General features: G+C 69.1%; 17 protein-coding genes, 1 tRNA gene and 1 pseudogene. 9 read left to right on the forward strand and 10 right to left on the reverse strand.

The features are described 5' to 3' along the window. Positions 1–41 precede the first annotated feature (41 nt). The 3 genes from DT074_RS25365 to DT074_RS25370 all read left to right on the forward strand — a co-directional run bounded on the left by DT074_RS25365 (position 42) and on the right by DT074_RS25370 (position 1944). A tRNA-Met gene (locus DT074_RS25365) sits at positions 42–118 on the forward strand. A 291-nt stretch (positions 119–409) separates the two neighbouring features. Beyond that, a complete protein-coding gene (locus DT074_RS28305) occupies positions 410–553 on the forward strand; it encodes a hypothetical protein (RefSeq protein ID WP_162915222.1) in 144 nt (47 codons plus the stop codon). 122 nt (positions 554–675) lie between these two features. Further along, positions 676–1944, forward strand: coding sequence for a glycoside hydrolase family 5 protein (locus DT074_RS25370; RefSeq protein ID WP_162915223.1), 1269 nt, complete (start codon positions 676–678; stop codon positions 1942–1944). 18 nt (positions 1945–1962) lie between these two features. On the opposite strand, the gene DT074_RS25375 is transcribed toward DT074_RS25370, so the two are convergent. From DT074_RS25375 to DT074_RS28310, 9 genes are read right to left on the reverse strand one after another with little or no spacing between them, the layout of a single operon-like run. Then, a complete protein-coding gene (locus DT074_RS25375; RefSeq protein ID WP_119422659.1) occupies positions 1963–2823 on the reverse strand; it encodes a class I SAM-dependent methyltransferase in 861 nt (286 codons plus the stop codon). 50 nt (positions 2824–2873) lie between these two features. Further along, positions 2874–4013 carry an acyltransferase family protein gene (locus tag DT074_RS25380; RefSeq protein WP_162915224.1) on the reverse strand — a complete coding sequence of 380 codons (1140 nt, stop codon included), beginning with the start codon at positions 4011–4013 and terminating at the stop codon, positions 2874–2876. A gap of 22 nt (positions 4014–4035) precedes the next feature. After that, positions 4036–5289: a glycosyltransferase family 4 protein gene (locus DT074_RS25385; protein ID WP_162915225.1), complete on the reverse strand. Its 1254-nt coding sequence runs from the start codon at positions 5287–5289 to the stop codon at positions 4036–4038. Continuing rightward, positions 5273–7222: a WecB/TagA/CpsF family glycosyltransferase gene (locus DT074_RS25390; RefSeq protein ID WP_119422662.1), complete on the reverse strand. Its 1950-nt coding sequence runs from the start codon at positions 7220–7222 to the stop codon at positions 5273–5275. The genes DT074_RS25385 and DT074_RS25390 overlap by 17 nt, the downstream gene beginning before the upstream one ends. Before the next feature lie 8 nt (positions 7223–7230). Beyond that, positions 7231–8124: a glycosyltransferase family 2 protein gene (locus DT074_RS25395; RefSeq protein ID WP_119422663.1), complete on the reverse strand. Its 894-nt coding sequence runs from the start codon at positions 8122–8124 to the stop codon at positions 7231–7233. Beyond that, entirely contained in the window at positions 8118–9425 is a 1308-nt protein-coding gene (locus tag DT074_RS25400; RefSeq protein WP_162915226.1) for an O-antigen ligase family protein, read from the reverse strand. The genes DT074_RS25395 and DT074_RS25400 overlap by 7 nt, the downstream gene beginning before the upstream one ends. Positions 9426–9429: 4 nt before the next feature. After that, complete coding sequence (locus DT074_RS25405) at positions 9430–10728, reverse strand: lipopolysaccharide biosynthesis protein (RefSeq protein ID WP_162915227.1); 1299 nt, start codon at positions 10726–10728, stop codon at positions 9430–9432. An 8-nt stretch (positions 10729–10736) separates the two neighbouring features. Then, complete coding sequence (locus tag DT074_RS25410; RefSeq protein WP_119422666.1) at positions 10737–12230, reverse strand: undecaprenyl-phosphate glucose phosphotransferase; 1494 nt, start codon at positions 12228–12230, stop codon at positions 10737–10739. A 56-nt stretch (positions 12231–12286) separates the two neighbouring features. Next, a complete protein-coding gene (locus tag DT074_RS28310; RefSeq protein ID WP_162915228.1) occupies positions 12287–12526 on the reverse strand; it encodes a hypothetical protein in 240 nt (79 codons plus the stop codon). A 434-nt stretch (positions 12527–12960) separates the two neighbouring features. Between DT074_RS28310 and DT074_RS25415 the strand changes: the two genes are divergently transcribed. From DT074_RS25415 to DT074_RS25440, 6 genes are read left to right on the forward strand one after another with little or no spacing between them, the layout of a single operon-like run. Further along, positions 12961–13704 (forward strand): polysaccharide biosynthesis/export family protein, encoded by a 744-nt coding sequence (locus DT074_RS25415; protein WP_162915229.1) that lies wholly within the window; start codon positions 12961–12963, stop codon positions 13702–13704. A gap of 46 nt (positions 13705–13750) precedes the next feature. Next, positions 13751–15217: a GumC family protein gene (locus tag DT074_RS25420; RefSeq protein ID WP_119422668.1), complete on the forward strand. Its 1467-nt coding sequence runs from the start codon at positions 13751–13753 to the stop codon at positions 15215–15217. After that, positions 15214–16194: a CpsD/CapB family tyrosine-protein kinase gene (locus DT074_RS25425; RefSeq protein ID WP_162915230.1), complete on the forward strand. Its 981-nt coding sequence runs from the start codon at positions 15214–15216 to the stop codon at positions 16192–16194. The genes DT074_RS25420 and DT074_RS25425 overlap by 4 nt, the downstream gene beginning before the upstream one ends. Then, positions 16191–16559: a hypothetical protein gene (locus DT074_RS25430; protein ID WP_119422670.1), complete on the forward strand. Its 369-nt coding sequence runs from the start codon at positions 16191–16193 to the stop codon at positions 16557–16559. The genes DT074_RS25425 and DT074_RS25430 overlap by 4 nt, the downstream gene beginning before the upstream one ends. Beyond that, complete coding sequence (locus DT074_RS25435; RefSeq protein ID WP_119422671.1) at positions 16560–16916, forward strand: hypothetical protein; 357 nt, start codon at positions 16560–16562, stop codon at positions 16914–16916. 10 nt (positions 16917–16926) lie between these two features. Then, positions 16927–17244 carry a hypothetical protein gene (locus tag DT074_RS25440; RefSeq protein WP_162915231.1) on the forward strand — a complete coding sequence of 106 codons (318 nt, stop codon included), beginning with the start codon at positions 16927–16929 and terminating at the stop codon, positions 17242–17244. Between the two features lie 21 nt (positions 17245–17265). Here the strand turns inward: DT074_RS25440 and DT074_RS25445 are convergent. Then, positions 17266–17948, reverse strand: a pseudogene (locus tag DT074_RS25445) (tail protein X); the annotation flags it as partial.

Genomic DNA, 17948 nt, shown 5'->3' on the forward strand with positions numbered 1-17948 from the left:
ACACACCAAACCGCAACCTCCCCTCACGACCAACCACCTCCCGCGGGGTGGAGCAGCCCGGTAGCTCGTCAGGCTCATAACCTGAAGGTCACAGGTTCAAATCCTGTCCCCGCAACCAGCAATATCAAAGGCCCCGGCAATCAAACGCCGGGGCCTTCCCGATTCCAGGCCACACCCAACAGACAACCGCCGTGCCCGCCCTCACGCGCTCAGGGAGCCAGCAGGCCGGGCTGACAAGGCGTCCAGACCTTGCCCGGCGACGTTCCGGTTCTGTGCCGGCGGCCGGCGCCGGGTCGATCGGCCAAGCGATGTCACTCGACAAACTGGCTCGAGAATAGGAATCTTCAGGAACCTTAACGTGGTTGGTCAGTTGCCGTTTTCCGGGCCTGAGGCGTGGAGGCAGTGGCCGGTGGAAAAAGTGTTCCTTCTCACATTGGTGGTCGCCGTCATCATGATCGGTGCGGCGGCGGTCTATAGCGTGCGCGTTTTCTACCGCGAGCGACGGCGCGAGCGTCGGCGCATCGAGCGGCTGCACCGGTATCTCACGCAGTAATTCCCGGCCGTCTGGCACGGCCGGCTCGCGATGGACCGTCAGCCTGCACTGACACCATCAGCCATTGAACGGATCCCCAGGAGAGTGATGCGATGCTTCGGAGGCTTTCACCGAATGCCCGGATGCTTGCCCGCGTTCTGACCAGGATCACCAGCTGCCTCGTGGCGGCGGGGCTTTTGTCGATCGCCGCGATTGCTTCGCGTGCCCATGCGGAAGCGGAGGCGCCGTTCGGGCGCGGCATCAACATCACCCGCCTGTTCGACACGCCCAAGCTGCAGCCGGGCCCCGCGCGCGCCTATGCGACGCCGCCCTTCGGACCCTGGCGGGCGCAGGTAACCGAGGCGGAGCTCGTCCGTCTGCGCGAGGCCGGCTTCGACTTCATCCGGCTGCCGATCGATCCCGGGCCCTTGCTCGCCCTGCCGGAGGAAGTGCGATCTGCCGCCATCGATCAGGTGTTCGACTTCGTCGCGGCCGCGCGAGCGTTCGATTTCGGCGTCGTGCTCGACCTGCACAACCGGCCCGACAATCGCGAATGGAATGCCGCTGCGATCCTGCAGTCGCTGGAAGGCGACAAATTCGCGCGCCTCCAGCGCCTCGTCCGCGATCTTGCCGGCAGGCTCGCAGCGCGCAACGATCCGCGGCTGGCGCTCGAACTGTTCAACGAGCCGCAGCGCGAATGCGTTCGCCGTCAGGGGCCGGATTGGACGGCGTTTCAGCCCCGGCTGGTTGCGGCGGCCCGCCAGGCGGGCCCGAACGTCAATCTGGTGATCACCGGCGGATGCTGGTCCTCGGTCGACGGTCTCGCCAGCCTGGACGTCAAGCCGCTCGGGCCCACGCGCCATCTCTTTCTGATGATCCACTTCTACGAGCCGCATGCCTTCACGCACCAGGGGGCAAGCTGGAGCGCCCCGGTACGCGACCTCGCCGGCCTCGACTTCCCGATCAGGCCGGCGGGGCGCGAGGCGGCACGGGCGGCGACCGAGCGTGCCGTCGCGGCGCGCAAGAGCCTGTCCGACGAGGCGCGGGAGAAGATCCGCCGGTCCGCCGAAGGCTCGGTCGAGAACTATCACAAGCGGCCGGTAACGCCGGCCAGGATCGCCGAACGCCTGAAGATCGCCGCCGACTGGGCGGATCGATCGGGCCTGTCCCGCCGGCAGGTGATTGTGGGCGAGTTCGGCGTGTTGCGCACCGGCGGCATCCGCGCCGTGGCGGATCCCGACCGGGCCAGGTCGGCCTGGCTGCGCGCCGTGGTCGAAGCGAGTGAGTCGCTGGGCTTTGCCTGGGCGGTCTGGGGCTATGACGGCGCCTTCGGCATCGTCGAAAGCACGCGGAACCGCAAGCTCGAGCCCTTCATCCTTGAAGCGCTGTTCGGATCGCGCTCTGCGCGCTGAGGCGGTGCGACACGCCCGTCACGGCGCCGGCTTCCGGACGAAGAAGAACTGGCTCAACAGGCGGCTGTCGGTCACGCCGGAATCCACCGCCGTCAGCGCCTCGTGCCGGGTCATGAAGCGCAACGCGCCGCGGTGGCTGGTATCGGTCGAGTTGGTATAGGGCGCTGCGAGCAGGCTGCAGCCGTGCTGCCGGATGATGGCGGCCACGCGCCGTTCGGGCAGCAGATTCATGTCCATGGTGATCGGCGCCGCCTCGCTGCCCCTACCGAGCAGCTTGCGGATCCGGGCCGTGAGCCAGGATGGCAGCGTCGCGCGCAGCCGGCTTTTGCCCCACCGCACCAGACATTGCACGCGGGATGCCAGGTCCTCCGTGGGCACCTGGAATGCCGCGATTCCGCCGGGCTTCAGGATGCGCAGGAACTCGCGGATGAATACCGGCTGCAGCGCCGGCGGCAGGTGTTGCAGCACGATATGGCAGTAGACGAAATCGATGCAGCCATCCGGCATGTCCGGCAGGCCTTCGCGGCGATTGACGGAATAGGCGGCGCGCCGCGTGTCGTCTTCGCTGTACTGCCGCGCCAGCGCGATCATCGTCTCCGACACGTCGATGCCGATGCCGGCGGCGAAGCGCTGCGCCAGGGCCCGCGTATTGCGGCCGACGCCGCAGCCGAAATCCAGGAAGCAGCCCTGGAAGTTGGGCCCGGCGCCCGCCGCCGCCAGTGCCCGCAGGACGCCGTCCACCTCGACGCGGCCCGTTGCGAAGAACGCCTCGGCGTCCCAGGCGGCCTCGGTCCGGTCGCGGTCGGTGAGGATGGCCCAGAGCGCATTCCGCCGGGCATTGGCTTCCCATTCGCTGGCATTCCGCTCCAGGACCGACATTGGATATCCCCCCGCCTTGCTGAAACGATGATTCGGCCGGCCATGCTGGCTCACGCCGTCGGCGAAACCGCCGGCGCCGGTCGCAAGGCGCGGCGGATCCAGTTCTTCGCCGGCAGCTCGAAGGCGCGCCAGGTCACGTACGAGGCGGCGAGCAGCAGCGGCACGAAGACGAAGCCCGCAAAAGGCGCGAGCTCGGCCACTTTCTGCCCCAGCAGCAACGGCGGAAGGCCGGAAAACAGGATCACCAGCGGCGTCTGCAGCAGGTAGATGGCGTAGGAGGCCCCGCCGAGCGCAAAGGCGACCTGCTTCGCCGCTGGCGGCAGGTCGGCCGCTGCAAACAGGATCAGCATCGCCGGGAAGATCAGGAACACGATGACGATGTCGCTGATGGCGCCCAGGCTCTCGGGGAGGACGGCGCGCGCGTTCAGTGCGGCGGCGAGCGGCAGCAGCGCGAGCAGGGCCCACAGACCGCGGACCTTCAGGCGTTCCGCGATGCCCGAGCGGAAGATCAGCACGCCGAGAAAGAACGAGAACATCACCCGGATAAAGCCGTGGCCGAAATTCGCGCGGCCCCAGCCCAGATCGAGCGTGCCGAAGGCGAGGCTGGAGCCGATCAGCGCGAGTCCGGACGCGGCGACGAGCAGGCGAATTCGCTTCGCGTCGAGCTGCTTCCAGGCCAGGAAGAACAGAATGTTGACCCAGAGCTCGAAGAAGATCGACCAGGTCGCGCCGTTGAACGGGAAGACCGAGCGCACATCCCATGGAGCGAAGAAGCTCGGCACCATCACGAGATTGGCCAGCAGCGTCGCGATCACCTTGTCGCCATCGACCAAGCCGAATTTGGCGAGCTGCTGGGCATTGACGGCAAGGAATCCGATCACCGTCGTCAGTGCGAAGAGCGGATAGAGCCGCGCCAGCCGATCGATCGCAAACTGCCGCAGCGACTGTCCCGCCGCGATCTTGCGGTCGTAATTCGCCGCGATGACGAATCCGCTCAGCATGAAGAACATGTCGACGCAGAGAAACCCGCTGTCGAACAACACCCGGCTGTCCACGAACAGAAAGGCCACGTGATAGAGGCAGACGACCAGGGCGGCGACGCCGCGCAGCAGGTCGAGCGCGTCGTAGTGCCGCGCCGGCGCGTCGGCGACGAGGTCGGGTGCGGGGCCGTTGCGGAAGTATGGATCCATCCGGTCCTCGAATCGCAGGCGCTCAGAGCTCGTCGATCGCCGGCCCCTCCGGCGAGGGACGAAGCGAGACCGCGCGCGACGCGCTGCCGACCGGCCCATCGGTCTGCCGATGCATGGCGAGGCGGCGCACCTGCGCGCGGTAATGGTCGAGATAGCTGTCCAGGGCGAAGCGGCGCCGCAGCTCCGCATGGTGGCTGCGCAGTCCCTCGCGAAGCTCCGGCCCGCGGCGGATGAGCTCGAGCAGGCCGTCGGCAAGTTTGGCATCATCGCCGAGCGGCACCGTAATCCCGGCCTCCAGCCCGTCGAGATAGCCGTCGATCCCTGAATTGCTGCCGTACAGGATGGGCACGCCGGCCATCAGCGCCTCGACATAGGCCATGCCGAAGGTCTCGTTGCGTGCCGGCAGCACGAAGCCCGCATAGCCCGGCAAGCTGCGAACCACCTCGGCATTGGGCTTGAAGCCCAGGAAGCGCACCGACGATTCCACGCCGGCCCGGGCGGCCAGGCGCGTGACCTCGGCGGTCAGCTCGGGCGACGTCCAGCCGATCACGTCGAGGCGCAATGCCGGATTGACCTGCCGCGCCCTGGCCAATGCGCGCAGCAGATCGGGCAGGCCTTTGCGGCGATAGACGTTCAGATCCATCACGCTGAGCAATGTATTCGGCTCGGGCTCGCGCAGCGGTGGCGCCGGCCGATCGGCGACGAAGTTGGGCAGCAGGCTGTGTGCCCGCATGCGGCCGGGATAGCGCGCCTCGATCCGCTTCCGGAACCAGGCGGAGACGAAATAGAGCGCCTCGGCCTCGGCGATCACGTTGCCGAACAATGGTGCGAGCTCGGGCTTGAATCGGAAGAACTTGTCCTCCACCTCGCCGCGCACACAGCAGATATAGGGGATGCCAAGCCGCTGCCGCAGCCGGTAGGCGACCACGCCCTCGATGGTCAGCTTGTGCGCCGTGGTCACGACCGGGCGGCGGCCGAGGCGTGCCAGCACGGCTTCAATGTCACGCGCCAGCCGCCGCATGCGCCAGCGGTGCAGCACTCCCGCCGGGGGCGCCCAATAGCCGATCGCCACCACGCGCCGGTGCGGACCGTCCTCGAACCCCTCGACATAGCATCGCCGCGGATCGCTCTGCCGGCGGATCGAGACGATCAAGTGGTCGAATTCCGGCAGGCGGTCGATGAAGCTCTTCACGGCCGGCGTGGTGCGGTTGCGCACGGGATCCGGGTACTCGCCGGAGATATGCAGCACCAATGGGCGCTCAGGCGGCATGTACATGCTGGCCTCCGTTCCCGCCCATCCTGCTCGACGCCGCGCCGTCAGCCCCTCGCGGCGGCCATTTCCCCGTATCCTCTCCCGCATCGATCAGATAGTTCCGGCGCGCGCGCTGACGCAGCACGCGTGCCAGAAAGGCGACGTTGCCGATCAGATAGCGCCGCCACATTCGTCGCGGCTCGATCGCCAGGCGGAAGATCCATTCGGCGCGCAGCCGGCGTATCCAGAGCGGCGCGCGCGGCACGGCGCCGGCGGCGAAATCGAACAGGGCGCCGACGCAGAAGGCGAGCCGCGCGCCGGTTGCCGCGAAATGTCGGGCGGCCCAGATCTCCTGTCTCGGGTTGCCGAGCGCGACCAGCACCAGATCGGCACCGCTGTCGCGGATCTGCTGTGCGATGGCGCTGCCTTCGTCGTCGGGAAAATAGCCGTGCTGCCAGCCCACGACCTCGTGTTGCGGAAAGCGGTCGGCAAAGCGCTCTGCCGCCGCCGCCGCCACGTCGGGCCTTGCGCCGAGCAGGAACATGCGGTGGCGATGCCGCGTCCGCGCCAGGTAGGCCGGCACGAAATCGGTGCCGTTCAGATTGGCCGGGAAGGCCCGGCCGAACAGAATCCGGCTCGCCAGGTCGAGGCCGATCCCGTCGTTCAGCACCGTGGCCCGCCGCAGGGAATGGCGCAGCTCGCCGTCGCGCGCGGCGATGTTGGCCGCATGGCTGTTGAGGAAGGCGACGATGCCGGCCTGGCCGGCTTCCAGCGCGCGGTCGATATGCTCGATCGCCTTCCCGGCGCCGGCTGCCATCACCGGCACGCCCAGCACCGACCGCCGGTCGATGCCCAGCACGTCGCCATAGAGCTGCTCGATCCGTGCCGCCACCGCCGCCCAGTCGTGGGCGCGGGCGAACTCGATCGCCGCGGCGCGGCGCTCGTCCCAAGCCGCCGACATCGCCGGCGCCGCCTCGATCAGACGCTCGGCCAGAAGGTCGGGGCGAGCGAAGTCGCCGATCAGCCCCAAGCCGGATTCGGCGTGGACCCGGCGGAAGGCCGGTATGTCGCTCAGCACCGGCTGCAATCCGGCCGACATGCATTCGATCACCGAAATGCCGAAGCCTTCGTACTCGGAAGCGCTGGCGACCATCGATGCCTGGCCGAGGATGTCGCGGATGGTCGTCTCGCTGACGCTGACATGGAAATCGACTCCCTCGGCGACGCCGCGATCATCCGCCAGGCGCGCCAGCTCGCCGGCGGTAAGGTCCCATTCGACTCCGATCACGCTGAGCCGCCAATCGCCGTCGCGGGCGCGCAGCGCGGCCAGCAGGTCGAACAGCCGCTCGATCCGCTTGTTGCTGGCAAAACGTCCGATGAAGACGAGGTGCTTGACGAAGCGCGGTGCGCCCGCATCGGCGAACTTGCCGATATCGACACCGTTCTCGACGGTCACCATGCCGTCCTTGCGGATGCCGCCGAAGGTGGCGAGATCCGAGGCGCTGGAAGCCAGCACGGCACGATAGGCGCCGAGGCTGAGGCGCGTCACCGTCTGGAAGTAGGCCCGCTTCAACCGCCGAGCAAAGCCGGTATGGAAGAAGCCGCCATGGGTCGAGATGACCATCGGCTTGCGGTGCAGTGGCGCGGTCAGTGCCGCAAAGTCGCAGAAGAAATCGATGGCATGCACATGCACGATGTCGCCCCGGCCGAAGTGACGCAGGACCGACGGCGCGACCGGATACTTGTAGGAGCCGCGATAGGGGATGCGGACCACACGATAGCCCTCGGTCTCCTCCTCGGCCGGAAGGCGCGCCGTGGGGCGCGAGAAGATGCGGTCGAGGGTGACGACGGTGACCTCGTGCCCGGCGGCCGCCTGGTGGCGCGCAAGGTTGGCGACGTAGTTTTCGATGCCGCCGACGCCGGGTCGGAACTGCCGCACGACATGGACGATGCGCATGGGCGGCCTCAATAGATCTGCTGGAGCGGCCGGCCGAGGCAGGCGCGCAGCTTGCCGGTATTGAGCCAGCCGCGGATGCGCAGCCGCCAGGCGGCCGAGCGCGCCAGGCGGTTCAGCGGTGCCGCGAGTGCCAGAAACAGCGCCGCCTTGCCGCTTGCCGCCGCCAGGAAGGCGAGCCGCCGCGCGGGGCTGAGCGAGCGCAGCCGGATCTCGCCATAGGACTGGCCCGAGCGAAGCGCGCGATTGCGCAGATAGTCCAGGTCCAGCCGGGCCGGGGGGATCGTCTCGGCGACGATGGCCTCGGCGCAGACCACGATGTGCGCGCCCGCGGCGTGCAGCCGGCTGAAGAAATCGGTGTCCTCGCCGCCGCTCAGGCCGCGTGCCTCGTCGAAGCGGATGCCGCTCCGGCGCACCAGCTCGGCGCGGATCAGGGCATTGGCGGACGAGCCGGTCAGCAGCCGGTCGCCGGTGGCGCCCCAATCGCGCGACAGCGGGTCGGCGCGCTGCACCCAGGGCGGCGCCGATGGCGGATAGAGAGCGATCACGTTGCCGATCACGGCATCGGCGCCGTGCTGCTCCGCGGTCCGGATCAGGTGGCCGAGCCAGGTCGGATTGGCCCGCTCGTCGTCGTCGATCAGGGCGAGCCAGCCGCCGCGCGCCAGCTCCAGCGCGCGGTTGCGCGTCGCGGCGATGTTGCGGCTGGGCTGGATGGCATAGCGCACTGGCACAGTGTTGCGCGCGCACCATTCGCGCACGGCGCGTTCGGCCGAGCCGGCCTCGTCATTGTCGACCACGACGATCTCCGTCCGCCAGCCCGGCGGCAGGATCTGGGCGGCGATTGAGGCAAGCGTGTCCACCACCGAACTCCGCTTGTAGGTGCAGACGCAGACCGAGATCAGCATCGGCCTTCCTCCTCGGCGGCGGGGCGAGCCGCAGGGCGGCAATGCGCCGCCGCCGTCATGGCGGCGGCGATGAGCATGAACAGCCACACCGGATGGAAGCGGCGCAGCGCGGTCGACTCGAAGCCGTTGTGCAGCGCCGTGAACAAGGTCAATGCGATCACGAAGGTACCGGCGGCGAGGCTTCGCGCGGTGATCGCGCCCGCATCCTTGATGACGACGGCGAGCAGGGCCAGGAACAGGGCGAGGCCGACGAAGCCGGTCTCCAGCAGGATGTCGAGATAGCCGTTATGCGCCTGCAGGATGCTGGCGATCAGCTCGCTGCCGCTGAAGGCGGCGGGTGAGGCATCGCCGATGCCCCAGAAGCCGTTATAGCCGTGCCCCAGCACCGGATTGTCGGCGATCTGCGCCGCCGCGAAATCCCAGATATCGGTGCGGCCGGTGAAAGTCGCGTCGCCGAAGGCGAGACGCAATACGTCGTCGAGTGTCAGGTCGATCACTTCGGCGACGCCGAGCCCGATCGGTATGGCGAGGGCGAGCAGACATCCGAGCAGCAGCGCGGGGGACAGCTTGAGCACGCGCGCCATGAGCGCGATCGCCCAGCCGAGGGCCGGGATGACGATCGCCAGCACCAGCGACGTCTTCGACCGGCTCGCCAGTAGAAGCCCGAGCGCCAGCGGAATGCCGATCCAGGCCATGGCGCGCTGCAGGAAGCCACTGAGCGCGAGCGAAGTCAGGCAGGTCAGCAGACCCAGCGCCGCCGTCAGGCCGAGCTCGTTCTTCTGCCCATAGATCCCGGCATGGCCAAGCGGCGTTGGCGGCCGCACAGCCAGCGCGACCACGTTGGCAAGCAGGACGACGAACATCACGCGCAGCACCGTGGTGCGCACCTTCTCGTCGTCGTCGATCAGCACGATCGGCAGCACCACCGAGCCGACGACGAAAACCTGCAGCAGCAGTCGCCGGATCACGATGTCGGGCGCCAGCGCCCAGAGGATCGAGGCCGCGCTCCAGGCGAGATAGGCAACCAGCGGCCAGAGCCGCCAGCCGAGACGCAGGATCGGCGCCCGCCAGCCCGCTACCACCGCGAGCCCGAACAGCAGCAGCCAGAACACCTGGTTCAGCATGTTGGAGCCCGACGCCTCGACATTCATCGATGGGTCGAGCTCGTCGCTGCCGCCGGTGAGCAGCGGCGAGACCAGCAGCGGATAGGCAACGACCGCCGCCAGCATCAGCTGGCCGCGCAGCGCGTCGCGGCCGGGGCGCTCGCCTGCCGCTGCTTCCGCGTAGGTGGTGCTGACCATGCCGCTAGGCTCCGTCAGCCGCGGCTGCGGCATCGCGGCGGCGGTGCCAGAGCAGCATCGCCCAGGTCGTCGCCGCGAGCGCCGCGTGGGCGAGAACATTGGCCGCCGCGGCACCCAGTGCGCCATAGCGCGGGATCAGCACCAGGCAGGACACCGCCATCATCGCGGCGCCGACGAAATGCGCCTTGCTGCGCGCCGGCTGGTGGCCGCTCGCGGTCAGCGCATCGGCGCCGATGTTGTAGGCCGCGTGCAACAGCGGCAGCAGGCCAAGCAACAGAAGGATATCCCCCGCCGCCGCATAGCTCTGGCCCAGAATCCAGGGCACGGCATAGGGCGCGAGCTCGATCGCGATGCCGGCCAGCAGGCCGTAGGCGAGGCCGAAGGGCAGCAGGCGCAGCGCGAAGCCGGCGCTGCCGCCGACGCCCTTCTCGCCATGGCGGAAGAAGCTTGCATAGGCAGCGTACATCAGCGAGCGGATCGGCACGATCGCCGCATCGGCGATGCGGAACGCCGCGGCATAGATGCCGGCCGCTTCGAGCGTGGCCAGCCGCGCGAGCAGCGGCTTGTCGGCGTCGCGGAGCGTGAAATAGAGCGCCGATTGCAGCGAGGAATGCAGGCCGAAGGAGAGCTCGTCGCGCAGGATCTGCCAGCGCGGCCGGCCCAGCGCCCGCACGACGATGAGGCAGGAGAGCCCGGCGGCCAGTACGGCGCTGCCAGAATAGAACACGGCCCAGGTCTCGAGATCGAGGCCCGAGGTGGCGGCGACCGCGAGCAGGGCGGCGGCGAGCCGGCAGGCGCCGAAGCCGATGTTGAGCGCCGCCGACCAGCCGACCCGCTCCAGCGCCTGATAGCAGGCGGCGCAGAGCAGGCTGATGCGCAGGAACAGCAGGTCGCCCAGCGCGATCAATACGATCAGGGGCCAGTCGATCGCCGTCCCCACCAGCAGCAGCGCGCCGGCGACCGAGATGGCCGTCAGCACCGGCAGGGTAGCGAGCAGCATCAGCAGGCCGTGCCCGAAGGCCGCGGCGAAGGCGGCGCGATCGCGCGCCACGCGCTTGACCAGGACCACCTCGCAGGCCAGGCCGGAAAAGGTCGACACGATGGCGACCAGCGCGGTGACGGCGATAAACGCGCCGTAATCGGCCGGGCCGAGCAGCCGTGCGACCACGATGAAGAGTGCGATCTGCAGCAACAGGCGGCCGGCCGTGCCGCCGGCCATGACCAGCGTGTTCGCGGCGAGCCGCGACCGGCGCAGGCGCTGCAAGGCGCTTAGCGCCGGCATCGATCCGGCGACGTTCGCCACGGCGCCGCTCAATAGGCGTTCTGCCGCTTCAGCACGGCGCGCACCGTGGCGAAGACGATCGCGAGGTCGAGTGCGAGCGACCAGTTCTCGATGTACCAGAGATCGAATTCGACCCGTCGCCTGGCCTTCTCCAGCGTGTCGGTCTCGCCGCGAAGCCCATGCACCTGGGCCCAGCCGGTCAGTCCCGGTCGCACGCGGTGGCGCATGAAGTACTCCTCCACCGCCTCGTCGTAGAGGATGCCTGCGGCCTTCATCTTCAGCGCGTGCGCGCGCGGGCCGATCAGCGACATGTCGCCGCGCAGCACGTTGAACAGCTGCGGCAGCTCGTCGAGGCTCGTGGCGCGCAGGATTCGCCCCACCCGAGTCACCCGGGGATCGCCCCGCACGGTCTGCTGCGCACCGGAGCGATCTTCGCGGTCGGCATGCATGGTGCGGAACTTGAGCACGCGGATGGTCGTGTTGTTGAAGCCGTAGCGGTCCTGCACGAAGAAGACGGGGCCACGGCTGTCCAGCCTGATCAGCGCCGCGATGATGAGCATCGGCAGGCCGAAGACCGACAGCAGCAGTGCCGCCAGGGCCTTGTCCTCGATCAGCTTGATCACCGCCGCCCAGTTTTTCAGCGGCCGGTCGGCCACGTTGATCAGCGGCAGGTCGCCGACCCAGCTGGTGCCGCGCACGCTGACGTGGTCGGCGAGCGGCTCGAGGCTGATCCGCACATCGACGGGCAGGTGCTGCAGCTTCTGCACCATGGTCCGAAGCCGACCCGGCGCGTTGAGCGGCAAGGTGACGATGACCTCGTCGAGCTGCATGTGGCGGGCGATGCGCACCAGGTCGTCCACCGTCCCGACCGCGCCGGCGCCCGGCACGGCGGCCCGGGCGAGGCGGGTCCGCCGGTCGTCGAACACGCCCACGATACGGACGTTCTCATCGGCGAAGCGGCCGAGCTTCGCGATCAACTGGGCACCCGGCTCGCCGGCGCCGATGACGGCGACATTGCGAGCGAAGTATCCCTGCCGGTGCCAGGCCCGGATCTGCCGGTGCAGCGCGGCACGGTTCAGCAGCAGCAACGTCGTCGCCGCCAGGAACCAGCCGATCACCCAGCCGCGCGAGTAATTGTCGGAGGTCTTGGTCGCGAAGGCGACCATCAGCCCGGCGGCGCAGACCATCGACCAGGTCATGGCGACTTTGCGCCACTGCCAGCCGAGATCGCGCAGGCGGCGCAGGTCGTAGGCGCCGAGATATTCGAGCCCGATCACCAGCGCGGCCGCCACGACCAGGGCCACCAGCGTATAGCGGTCGAGGTTGTAATAGCCCTCGCCGAGATAAAGCACGGGGTAGATCAGGTAGAGCGCGGCCGCCGAACCGAGCACGCAGAGCAGATCGCCGAGCTTGGCGGCGCCGGATACGATCTCCTCCGACAGGAAGGATTTTTTCGTTGCTGGGCGCCGTCGTCGATCATCCGCGATCGCCGCCACGCTTGCCACACCTGCACCGACCTTCATCCGAACACTCCCGTTCTGCCGTAGGGGCTAAACCGGCCTGGCACGACGGCCCTGGCTCACCGGCTCTTCCGGTCGCTTTCTGCTTCGCGCCCCCGCGCGCGGAACGAGATGACGTTGCCGCTCTCGAACCCGAACAAATGCTCTGACTCCCGCCCTGCCAGCGGCCCGCGGCTGAGCGCGCCGCCGAATCGCCCGACCGCAACGGTCGCAGGACGGGAGGTCGTTTGGGTGCCGCTGGCTGAATCGGCGCCGAAGTGAGCAGCGCCGACGCCTTCGGGAAGACAGTGTTGCAGCATGTGACTTTCTCCAATCATGCCCAACATTTCATCCCTAAACCCACCACTTTCTGTTCTTCATAACGCGCTAATCTGAATACTTATCTGCGGACGAGCTTCTTATACTGTCTGAATTCGCGTCACATTTTGGCCATAGATTAGGCTGCGTCGCCAAAATTCAAGGAAACGATGGGCCATTTCATCCGGATGTGCTCGTGATTAAGCGGTGACAATTGTCGGGTGCGCTGGATTCCCAAAGACAGGACTGCGGAGGAACGATAAACAGTGTCGAATGTTCCTGGCGGGCGGGGACGAGGTGAGGTGCGCATGATGTCGTCCGTATCGATTTCCGGTGGAGCACGGGCCGCGTTGGCCGTGTTCCCGGCACCCGGCCGGGCAACCCGCCCCGCGGCCGGGCAACTTGCAGGGATCCAGCAAGGTTCCGGCGCCGCATGATGGCCCGGCCCGATCTGTTTCGACGGAGCGGCTCGCCGAGCGCTCCGGCCGCGATCGCTTCCGCCCGCCCCTGGCTCGGTTTCGTGCTGGCGGCGACCTTGGCCGCCTGCGCGGGCCAGCCGACGATCCCGGAAACCGCGCCGCCCGCGGCTGCCGCCGGCCCGCCGCCGCGCTACAGCCTGCAGCCGGGTGACCAGCTCGAGGTCCGCTTCCGCCATAACCCGGAGCTCGACGAGCAGATCACCGTGCAGCCGGACGGCCGCTTCTCGGTGCCGATGGCACGCGATGTGCTCGCCGCCGGCCGCACGCTCGCCGAGGTCACCGACGATCTCAACCAGGCCTATTCGAGGGAGCTGCGCGATCCGGCGATCACGGTGCAGCTGCGCAACGCGCTGCCGACCCGCGTCTATGTGGGAGGCGAGGTGAACACGCCCGGCGAATACGTCAATGTCGGTCCGCCGCTCACTGTGATGCAGGCGATCGCCCGTGCCGGCGGCCTGAAGAACTCGGCGAACCAGGAGCGCATCATCGTGGTCCGCCGCGGGGCCGACGGGAAAGGCACGCCCTATGGCGTGGACTATGTGAAGGCCGCGGGCGGCGAGGAAGAGGCCGACGTGCAGCTCGCGCCCTACGACACGGTGTTCGTGCCGCGCAGCGGCGTCGCCAACGTCTATCTCGCCTATCAGCAGTACATCCAGCAGTTCCTGCCGGCGAATCTGGGCTTCTCGGTGCCCATTCGCTGAGCCGGCGGGAAGCGCATGTCCTGCTCATGATCTGGGGTAACGCAGCATGATGTTGCCAACCAATGCGCGCGGCATCCTGAACAGCGCGTTCCGCCATCGCTGGCGCTTTATCGGCGCGTTCGCCGGCGTCATGGCGCTGGCGGTCGCCGCCGTTCTCGTGCTGAAGCCGGCCTATCGAAGCGAGGCCCTGCTTCTGGTGAAGTTCAATAGCCGCACGGCCATGGCCGATACGGTCGCCGGCGCCGCGATCTCGGCGCAATCGACCGAGCGGCGCGAAGTGATGAACTCGCAGGCGCAGATCCTGCAGAGCCATGACCTGCTGCGCGAGGTCGTGACCAAGGTCGGCGTGGCGCGGCTCTACCCGAAGCTCGCCGAGGACCCGCCGGAGAATGGCGGCCTGGAGGAGCGCGCCGCGGAACGGCTCGCCAAGGATCTCGAGATCCAGCCGACCAAGGAAACCAACGTAATGCAGGTCGCGCTGTTCAACCGCGATCCGCAGGTCGCGGCCGCGGCGCTCGGCACTCTGGTCGAGCGCTTCCAGGCGCGGCAGGGCGATGTATTCCTCAATCCGCAATCGACCTTCCTGCGCGAGCAGCTGGACGAGGCGCGCGGCCAGCTCGCCAAGTCGCAGGCCGCGGTCGAGGAATTCAAGGCCAAGTCCGGCATCTCCTCGCTGGAGGAGGAGCGCACTCTGCTGCTGCGGCTGCGCGCCGAGGTCGACAACAGCCTGACCCAGCAGGCCGCGCGCCGCGACGAGGCGCAGAGCCGCGTCAAGGCGATGACGGCGTCGATGAAGCAGCTGAAGCCGACGATCCAGCTCTCCGACGAGAACGACCGCTTCAAGGCGATCGACGATGCCCGTGCGCGGCTGACCGAGCTCCGTGCGCGCGAGGCGGAGATGGCCTCCAACTACCGCGACGACAGCGTCGGGCTGCGCACGCTTCGCGCCCAGATCGACTTCGCGGAGCAGGATCTCGCGGCTCGATCCAAGGAGTCCCTCGCGCGCGTCCGCACCGGACCCAATCCTGTGTTTCAGCAGGTGCAGGCCGACCTGATGCGCGCCACGGCGGAATCGGCCGCGGCGGAAGCGGCGATCGGCCCGCTCGAACGGCAGATCAAGGAAGTCGAGACGCGACTCTCCGCTCTCGACGGCAACCAGGGCCAGCTGCAGGACCTGTTGCTGCAGCAGCAGGTGGATGAGGAGAATTTCCGCAACGTGCTGCAGCGGCACGAGGACGCTCGCGCCTCGGAGGCGCTGCAGCGCCAGCAGGTGACCAGCGTCGCCGTGGTGCAGCAGCCGACCGTGCCGGCGAGGCCGGCGAAGCCGCGCGTGCTGGTGATCCTGGCGCTCGGCGTGGTGGCCGGCCTGGCAGTCGCCTTCGTGCTGTGCCTGATCTGGGAGCTAGCCGACGAGCGGTTCACCCTGCCGGAGCAGATCGCCGGCACGGTCAAGCTCCCGGTCCTGGCATCCTTCCCCCTCGTTCCCGCACCACGGAGGCAGAGCGCGCGATGACCCGTCTGTACAACGCGCTCCAGCAGTACCAGAGGCAGCTCGACAACGCCCCGGCTGGCGGGGCTGCGCGACGGCGCACGCCCTGGCCGGCGGAGGCGCGGGTCGGCGGTCCGGTGCCCGTCCCGGGCCTCGAGCCGGCGCATGGGCCAATTCCCGAACCGGTCACCGAGCCGATACTCGGACCGATACCCGAGCCCGTGCAGGGGCCGACTGCCGATCTCCATCCTGTCGGCGCAAGGCCGGGCGGCGCGAAGGCTGACGGGGTGACGCCGCGCGGGACACAGCGCGAGGCGCCGCGGCCCGCCGGTCCGGTGCATCGGCCGATGCCGGGCCAGGTCAGCCGTCTCATCACCACGAAGTTGCCGCGCGAGAGCCTGATCGCGCTCTACGGCTCGATCGAGCAGCGGCTGTCGCCCGATACGCCACGCATCGTGCAGGTGACCAGCGCGACGAAAGGCGAGGGCACCTCGACCGTCGCGCGCGATCTCGCGGTGACGATCGCCGATTCCGTGCGCAAGCGCGTGCTGCTGATCTCGGTGATCCGGCCCGGCGTGAACGATTTCGCGATGGCGGCGCCGATGGGTCTCGAAGCGGTAATGACAGGTTCCGCCAATCAGGGCGACGTGATCGAGGCGGTGCCCGGCCTGCCGCTGTTCGAGACGACGCTCAGCGCCGTCGGCGCCGGCAACGGCCATCTGTTCGATGCGCCGGCGATGGACCGCGCGCTGCGCAGCGCCCTCGGCCTCGTCGATCTCGTCATCCTGGACACGCCGCCGGTGCTGAACGGCTTCGTCGCCGCGGCGCTGGCGCGCCATTGCGGCGGCACCGTGCTGGTGGTCGAGGCGGAGCGGGTGCGCGCGCCGAAGGTGGAGGAGGCCCGCCGTACCATCGAGGCGCATGGCGGGCGCGTCATCGGCGCGGTGATGAACAAGCGCCGCTGGCACATCCCCGGGCCGATCTATCGGCGGCTGCAATGACGCGCGCGCGGGACTTGCTTCTCGCCGCCGGGCTTGCGCTTTGCCTGGCGCAGGCCGTTCCCGCGGCTGCGCAGGAATTCGAGCCGCGTTCCGGGCGCTCCTATGTCGTGCGCGACATGCATGGCCAGTTGCTGGAGCGGCTGCAGCCTTCGCCGGGCGGCTATGTCCGTCTCAGCTTGAGCGGGCAGCGGCTCGGGCGGGCGGTGCCGGAAGATGGCGGTCAGCTCGCCTTTTACGACACGTCCGGGGCGCTGATCGCCCGTGCGCGGCGCGACGGCCGCCCGCCCATGGCCCTGCGGCTCCGCGCCCTCGCGGTGATCCGGGGCGTCGAGGGTGATTCCCTCGGTATCGTGGCGGCCCGCTAGATGCGCCGCTGGCTGCTCGCCATGCCCTTCGTCGCCTGCGCAGCGTCTGGCGCGCCGGCCGCCGCGGCACCGTTCTGCCTGCAGGCGACCGGTGTGCCGCCGCAATGCCTGTTCTACGACGTGGCGGCCTGCCGCAGGCAGGCCTTGCGCATGAACGCCGTCTGCGGCCTGAACCCGAAGGAGCTGATGCCGCCCGCGACCGGCCAGCGCTTCTGCCAGGTGGAGAACGGCCCGGTCATCCAGTGCCTGTACCCGGACCGGCGCTCCTGCGACGCGGCGACCGCGCGCCGCGGCGGCATCTGCATCGATGCCGGCGATGCGGCGTCGCGACCCGATCCCGACCTGATCCCGCGATGAGGAGGCCGGCATGACGAGAGGGAGGCCTCGCCGATCGCATATCGCCGGCGTCGCCGTGTGGGTCGTCTTGAGCGGCGTCGCCGCCACCGGCGCCCTGGCGGCAGGCCTGAACGAGCGCAGCCGTCTCGACGACGGCCCGCTCGGCCTGCCGCTCGACTCTCTGTTCAGGGATCGCGCGGTGTCGCGGCCTTACAAGCCGGTCGGCGAGGCAGGCGAAGCCAACCTGCTGCCGCCGATCATCGACACCTCCCCGCCGCCGCCGCGCGGCAAGGCGGCGGAGCCGGAGGCGCCGCTCGGCAGCGCCCTCGGGGGTCGTCGTCGCGACTGACGCCCGTCGAGGCGGCGTCGATTACCGGGTCACCGGGAAGGCGATGAGCTGCCCGACCATCACGCGCGACAGGTCGCGGATGCCGGGATTGGCGTCGCGGATCTTCTTCAGCTCGGCGGCGCCGCACTGGCCGTAGATTTCGCGGCACAGATCGCCGATCGTGTCGCCGCGCCGGATCACCCGCACATGCTTGCTGCGGTCGCCGATCTTGGAGACCGGTCCGGCGGCGGGCGTCACCGCGGCCAGCTGTGCCACGGGAGCTTCCGGTGCCGGAGCGGGCAGCGGCGCAGGGATGGAAGGCAGTGCGGCAGCTGCATTCGCCGAAGGCCCGCCGGCGCTCTTCGCCGCGGTCGGCGGTTCCGCCGGCGCGCGGCTGTCCGAGGCCTGGCCGGCAGGCGGCGCTTCCGCGATCTGGGATCCGGCCGACGAAGTCTCCGGCGGCGCATCAAGGCTCGTGTCGGCGGCTTGCTCAGGCGCGGGCGGCTCGACTGTCGATCGGCCGATGGCCCAGGCACTGGCCGCGACCTCCTGCAGTCGGCTCTGCCAGGGCGGCGTCATGACGATGATCGCGGCCAGCGCCGCCAGCCCGCCGGCGGCCGCCAACATGCCCGCGCCGGGCCGGCGCCGGCGCGGTTCGCTCGTCACCACCATCGGCTCGCGCTCGACCCGCCGCGGCTCGGCGCGCAGCGGGCGCGGCGGCGGGC

It is taken from the genome of Desertibaculum subflavum (genome assembly GCA_003576705.1).
Taxonomy (GTDB): domain Bacteria; phylum Pseudomonadota; class Alphaproteobacteria; order Ferrovibrionales; family Ferrovibrionaceae; genus Desertibaculum; species Desertibaculum subflavum.

Excerpts from the sequence above, each read along its gene's own strand:
- DT074_RS25425 (WP_162915230.1), top strand. The coding sequence starts at position 15,214 with ATGACCCGTCTGTACAACGCGCTCCAGCAGTACCAGAGGCAGCTCGAC.
- DT074_RS25400 (WP_162915226.1), bottom strand. The coding sequence starts at position 9,425 with ATGGTCAGCACCACCTACGCGGAAGCAGCGGCAGGCGAGCGCCCCGGC.
- DT074_RS25395 (WP_119422663.1), bottom strand. The coding sequence starts at position 8,124 with ATGCTGATCTCGGTCTGCGTCTGCACCTACAAGCGGAGTTCGGTGGTG.
- DT074_RS25375 (WP_119422659.1), bottom strand. The coding sequence starts at position 2,823 with ATGTCGGTCCTGGAGCGGAATGCCAGCGAATGGGAAGCCAATGCCCGG.
- DT074_RS25435 (WP_119422671.1), top strand. The coding sequence starts at position 16,560 with ATGCGCCGCTGGCTGCTCGCCATGCCCTTCGTCGCCTGCGCAGCGTCT.
- DT074_RS25415 (WP_162915229.1), top strand. The coding sequence starts at position 12,961 with ATGGCCCGGCCCGATCTGTTTCGACGGAGCGGCTCGCCGAGCGCTCCG.
- DT074_RS25410 (WP_119422666.1), bottom strand. The coding sequence starts at position 12,230 with ATGAAGGTCGGTGCAGGTGTGGCAAGCGTGGCGGCGATCGCGGATGAT.
- DT074_RS25430 (WP_119422670.1), top strand. The coding sequence starts at position 16,191 with ATGACGCGCGCGCGGGACTTGCTTCTCGCCGCCGGGCTTGCGCTTTGC.
- DT074_RS25390 (WP_119422662.1), bottom strand. The coding sequence starts at position 7,222 with ATGCGCATCGTCCATGTCGTGCGGCAGTTCCGACCCGGCGTCGGCGGC.
- DT074_RS25370 (WP_162915223.1), top strand. The coding sequence starts at position 676 with ATGCTTGCCCGCGTTCTGACCAGGATCACCAGCTGCCTCGTGGCGGCG.
- DT074_RS25380 (WP_162915224.1), bottom strand. The coding sequence starts at position 4,013 with ATGGATCCATACTTCCGCAACGGCCCCGCACCCGACCTCGTCGCCGAC.
- DT074_RS25385 (WP_162915225.1), bottom strand. The coding sequence starts at position 5,289 with ATGTACATGCCGCCTGAGCGCCCATTGGTGCTGCATATCTCCGGCGAG.
- DT074_RS28310 (WP_162915228.1), bottom strand. The coding sequence starts at position 12,526 with ATGCTGCAACACTGTCTTCCCGAAGGCGTCGGCGCTGCTCACTTCGGC.
- DT074_RS25420 (WP_119422668.1), top strand. The coding sequence starts at position 13,751 with ATGATGTTGCCAACCAATGCGCGCGGCATCCTGAACAGCGCGTTCCGC.
- DT074_RS25440 (WP_162915231.1), top strand. The coding sequence starts at position 16,927 with ATGACGAGAGGGAGGCCTCGCCGATCGCATATCGCCGGCGTCGCCGTG.